This is a genomic window from Lactobacillus nasalidis (genome assembly GCF_016587775.1).
Taxonomy (GTDB): Bacteria; Bacillota; Bacilli; order Lactobacillales; family Lactobacillaceae; genus Lactobacillus; species Lactobacillus nasalidis.
Genome location: NZ_BOCG01000068.1, coordinates 1 through 4,808 on the forward strand (window position 1 = coordinate 1; position 4,808 = coordinate 4,808).

The 4,808-nt window shown below is 55.4% G+C and carries 5 protein-coding genes and 1 tRNA gene; all 6 read right to left on the reverse strand.

Features of this window, described 5'->3' with window-relative positions; translation table 11 throughout:
* On the reverse strand, positions 1-763 hold a 763-nt coding region (locus lacNas_RS00770; protein ID WP_507762767.1), incomplete at its 3' end, for a DNA ligase LigA-related protein.
* Positions 764-773: 10 nt separating this feature from the next.
* On the reverse strand, positions 774-3,032 hold the full coding sequence (gene pcrA, locus lacNas_RS00775; RefSeq protein ID WP_201331269.1) for a DNA helicase PcrA: 2,259 nt from the start codon (positions 3,030-3,032) through the stop codon (positions 774-776).
* Positions 3,033-3,111: 79 nt separating this feature from the next.
* On the reverse strand, positions 3,112-3,765 hold the full coding sequence (locus lacNas_RS00780; protein ID WP_201331270.1) for a glycoside hydrolase family 73 protein: 654 nt from the start codon (positions 3,763-3,765) through the stop codon (positions 3,112-3,114).
* Positions 3,766-3,778: 13 nt separating this feature from the next.
* Positions 3,779-4,396: an ECF transporter S component gene (locus lacNas_RS00785; RefSeq protein WP_201331271.1), complete on the reverse strand. Its 618-nt coding sequence runs from the start codon at positions 4,394-4,396 to the stop codon at positions 3,779-3,781.
* Positions 4,397-4,514: 118 nt separating this feature from the next.
* Positions 4,515-4,600 (reverse strand) — tRNA-Leu (locus tag lacNas_RS00790).
* A 31-nt stretch (positions 4,601-4,631) separates the two neighbouring features.
* Positions 4,632-4,781 carry a zinc ribbon domain-containing protein gene (locus lacNas_RS14615; RefSeq protein WP_507762768.1) on the reverse strand — a complete coding sequence of 50 codons (150 nt, stop codon included), beginning with the start codon at positions 4,779-4,781 and terminating at the stop codon, positions 4,632-4,634.
* Positions 4,782-4,808: the final 27 nt, after the last annotated feature.

Genomic DNA, 4,808 nt, shown 5'->3' on the forward strand with positions numbered 1-4,808 from the left:
GGCCGCTGTCATTGGTGTGGAAGCCCAGCTTGGCCATTTCGCTGATGGCCTGGTGCTGGGAGTCAATGCCAGCCGGCGGGTTGATCCAGGTATAGATGAAGGTGCTCAGCTGCCGCTTCTTGGTCACCTTCGGGTCCAGCTGCCTCAAAGAGCCGGCCGCGGCGTTTCTCGGGTTGGCAAAATTGCTCTCCCCGGCTTCGTCGCGTTCCTGGTTCAATTTGGCAAAAGCCTCCTTGTCCATGTAGCATTCCCCCCGCACTTCGGTGGTAATGGCTTCGGGCAGTTTCTGGGGAACATCCTTGATGTACTTGACGTTCTTGGTCACGTCTTCGCCGACCTGCCCGTTGCCCCGGGTTGAGGCCCGCTTCAGACGCCCTTCTTCATACTCCAAAGACAGAGACAGGCCGTCGATTTTCAGTTCGACATTGTAGGCCACGGGATGGCCAACCGCCTTTTGCACCCGCTGGTCAAACTCGGCCAATTCTTCCTTGGAAAAGACGTCCCCCATCGACAGCATCGGCACCGGGTGTTCGACTTTGGGCAGGTCGCCATTGACTTCCCCGCCGACTCTTTGGGTAATGGAGTCAGCCGTCTTTAATTCCGGATAAGCGTTTTCCAGTTCCAGCAGGCGGGCGTATTTTTCATCGTAAACGTGGTCTTCGACTACTGGCGCGTCCTGCTCATAGTAGGCCTTGGCCCACTGGTCCAGCTGGGCGCGCAACTCGCTGACTTCCTTTTTTGCTTCTTCTAAACTTTCAGCCATGCTTTTTCACCTAAATCTTCTTGATCGGGGCAAAAGCCGCCAGCAGGCGCTTGGTGCCCTTGCTTGCAAAAGCGATGTCCAGTTCCATGTCCTCGCCAGAACCCGTGACCTTGATGACCACGCCCTTGCCCCAGCTCTTGTGCTCGACCTGGTCGCCCGGGTGCCAGCCCTTCTTTTCGGCACCGACGGCCCCAGCCGCCTTGCTGGCCCGGTGGACCGGCTTGGCTGGCCGGCTGGACGGGGACTTTTTGGCAAAAGGCACCCGGTCCAAATCCAGGAAGGAAGTACTGGTCTTTGGGGCACTGGAGGCCTCGATGTCCAAATCCTCGTCCTTGATTTCGCCGATAAAGCGGGACTGGGCATTGTACTGCTTGCTGCCGTACATCATCCGGGTGTAAGCCGAAGTCAGGTAAAGCTCTTCTCTGGCCCGGGTGATGCCCACGTAAGCCAGGCGGCGTTCTTCTTCCAGCTGGTTTGGATCTTCGTCCTTGATGGCCCGGGAAAGCGGGAAGATGTTGTCTTCCATCCCGATCAGGAAGACGACTGGAAATTCCAAGCCTTTAGCCGCGTGCAGGGTCATCAAAGTTACCCGGTCATCGCTGTCTTCCAGGTCGTCTTGGTCGCTTAAAAGGGATACTTCCGCCAAAAAGTCGCTCAAGCGGCTGCTGTCTGGATTCTCTTCTTCATTGTAATTGTCGTCAAAGCGCTTGGTAACCGTGGTAAATTCCTGCAGGTTTTCCAGGCGGGCGGCAGCTTCCAGAGACCCTTGGGCTTCTTCTTCCTTTAGGGCCTTGGTGTAGCCGAAGTCTTCCAGAATCTTGTCGGTCAGTTCGCTGACGGTGTGGTCTTGGGCATAGGAAATCGCGTCAGTCAGCTGATCGCTGAAGGCCAGGAGCTTCTTGGCAGCAGCGGCAGAAATCGGCGCCAATTCGACATTGCGCATGGCTTCGTAGATTCCGCCCCCCATTTCGTCGGCGAAGGCAGCCAATTTGGTCGTCGTGGCCTGGCCGATCCCCCGCTTTGGGACGTTGATGATCCGGTTGAAGCTCATGGAGTCGCTGGGATTGGCCACCAGCTTGAGGTAGGCCATGATGTCCTTGATTTCCTTGCGGTCGTAGAACTTGTGCCCGCCGACGATCTGGTAAGGGATGTTGGCTTCAACCAAAGTTTCTTCCATTCCGCGGGACTGGGCATTGGTCCGGTAAAGGACGGCAAAGTCCTGGTAACGGCGCTTCTTCTTGTCGACTTCTTCCTTGATCTTGGAGAGGACGAAGCGGGTTTCGTCCCGGTCGCTTTGGGCCTGGTAGTAGTGGACCTTTTCCCCGTCGCCCTTGTCGGTCCAGAGCTTCTTGGCCTTCCGGTTTTCGTTGTGGTCGATGACGGCATTGGCCGCCTTCAAGATGTGGCCGGTTGACCGGTAGTTCTGCTCCAATTTGACGGTTTGGGCATTCTTGTAGTCGTGCTCAAAGTTGAGGATGTTTTCCATGTTGGCCCCCCGCCAGCCGTAGATTGACTGGTCGGCATCCCCGACAACGCAGATGTTGTGGTAGCCGTCAGCCAGCAGGCGGCAGAGCTCGTACTGGGCCTCGTTGGTGTCCTGGTATTCATCAACCAGCAGATAGCGGAACTTCTGCTGGTAGTAGGCCAGGGTGTCCGGGCTGGCTTCAAACAATTCCAGCGTCTGCATGATCAGGTCGTCAAAGTCCATGATCTGGTCTCTTTCCAGGCTGGACTGGTACTTCTTGTAGACGTCGGCGACGACCTGTTCAAAAGGACCAACCGCGCTTTCCTCATACTGCTTTGGCGTCTGCAGACGGTTCTTGGCATTGGAGATCTGGCTCAAGATATTGCGGGGCAGGTACTGCTTGGGATCCAGGTCCAGCTGGCGGAGAATGCGCTTGACCAGGGTCACCTGCTCAGAAGGGTCAGCGATGGAGAAGTCCCGGTCATAGCCGATCAAGTGGCCGTCCCGGCGCAGGATGCGGACGCAGAGGGCGTGGAAGGTGGACATCCAGATGCTTTCAGCCTGGTCGCCCAGGAGCTTGACTTCTCTTTCCTTCATTTCTTTAGCGGCCTTGTTGGTGAAGGTGATGGCCAGGATGTTCCAGGGAGCAACCCGCTTTTCTTCCACCAAGTAGGCGATCCGCCTGGTCAGAACCGAGGTCTTCCCACTGCCGGCCCCGGCGATTACCAAAAGGGGCCCTTCAGTCGTCTTGACTGCCTGGACCTGTTGCGGATTCAAACCTTGTAAAATCGTTGCTTCAGACATGCTTTACCCTTTCAAAAAAACAAAAAACTTAGCTTATCCATTATAGCAAAAAAAGCCGCCAAAGATTGCTGGCAGCCTCTTAATTATCGTACTTGTTCAGGTTGTATTGTTCGATTAAATTGATGAGTTTGGTCGAGTAGTCCGGGTCGGTGGCATAGCCGTCGGTGACCAGGGCCTTGGCCTGGCTCTTGTAGTCTTTGGCCGTCAAAACGTCCTTGTACTGGTTCTTGTTCCAGCTCGTCCCCTGCTGGAAGAGGCGGACGTGAGCCCGGATGGAAGCCTCATAGGAGTCATAGATCTGAAAACGCGCCTTGACGCTCACCCACTTGCCGTTGGTGTACTCCTTGGTGGTCATGACGGCTGAAGTGTTGGGATCGGTCCCCTTGACCCCAAAGAGGTTGTTGTATTTCTGCGACAGGGTGCTTTGCCCGTAGTTGCTTTCCAGGCAGGCCTGGGCGATGGTGATGCTTGGCAAAAGGCCAGTCCCCTTGTCAACTTTTTGCGCGATCGGGCCGACTTTTTTGATAAAGGCCTTCTTCTTTTTAAGCAGCTTGGCGGCCGCTTCCTTTTTGGCCAGTTCAGCCTGGCGAACCTGCTCCTGCTCAAGGGCCTGGCGGCGGTAGTAGCGGAAGGCCACGAAGAGACCCAGGCACAAGATGATGATGGCGAAAACGCGGACCAGGACGATGGTGGTCTGCTGCTTGCCTTTGCGTGTTTTTCTGTGTCCTGCCATACTTATCTGCTTTCTAGCGCCGCTTCAGTCGCTTCTTAAGTGGCGCGGTAATGAGCGGCGTGATCAAGCCGCTGAAGATTGCTTCCAAAATGCCGTTGACGGCCAGGGCCGTAAAAAGGATCACCAAGAGAGACTGCCCGCTCTTGGCTCCCAGAGCCAAGGCCAGCTTCTGGGGATGATTGAAGTAGACCAGGTCGGCCAAAAGAATCACCGTGACCGTGTTGATCGCTGAAGCTAAAAGGCCGCTTAAGGCGTAAGCCAGAGGTTGCTTGCTCTCCCATTTGTTGGCTAATTGCCCGGCCATTCCCGCTGCCCAGCCGGCAGCAATCCGCGGCACTAAGGCAATCAAGGGATTCTGGAAAAGGAGAATGGTGACCAGGCCGTTTGGAGCGGCATAAGCCCGGATCAAGCTGGTCAGGCCCCAGACCAAGCCAAAGGCCGCGCCGGCTTTAGGTCCCCTTAAAGAGGCAAAGACCGCGACCGTCAGTGGAATCGTGGTAATGGCCGGCAGACCTGGCAAAATCGTGATGTAACCCACATTGGGAATAAAAGCTTCCAGCAGCAGAATGGCCACAAAGACCGCGCTGACGGTCAAGTTCAAGGTCTTCTGTCTGGCTTCAGAATCGTACATTTAACGCACCCTTCTATTCATCTTGCATTGCGTTCTATCCATTATAACAGATTGGAGGAAAAGCAAGTTTAAAGAATCAACAAAAAAGGAGCCGTTTCACAACGACTCCTTATCTTAGTGCGGACGAGAAGACTTGAACTTCCACGACCAAAAGCGGTCACAAGATCCTTAGTCTTGCGCGTCTGCCAATTCCGCCACGCCCGCAAATACATTTAATATTTTAGCAAAGCTGCCCTCATTTGGCAAGGGGGCCAGCGATTTTTTCCAATTTTCCCCGGCAGCGGCCACAGAAATACTTCCTGACATTGACCTGCCGCTGGCGCCAGTAGTCCTGCCCGCACTGCCGGCAGCGGTAGTGCCAGCGGCTTCTTTTGCTCTCCTCCAGTCTTGGCGCATAGCGGCTGCCGCCAAC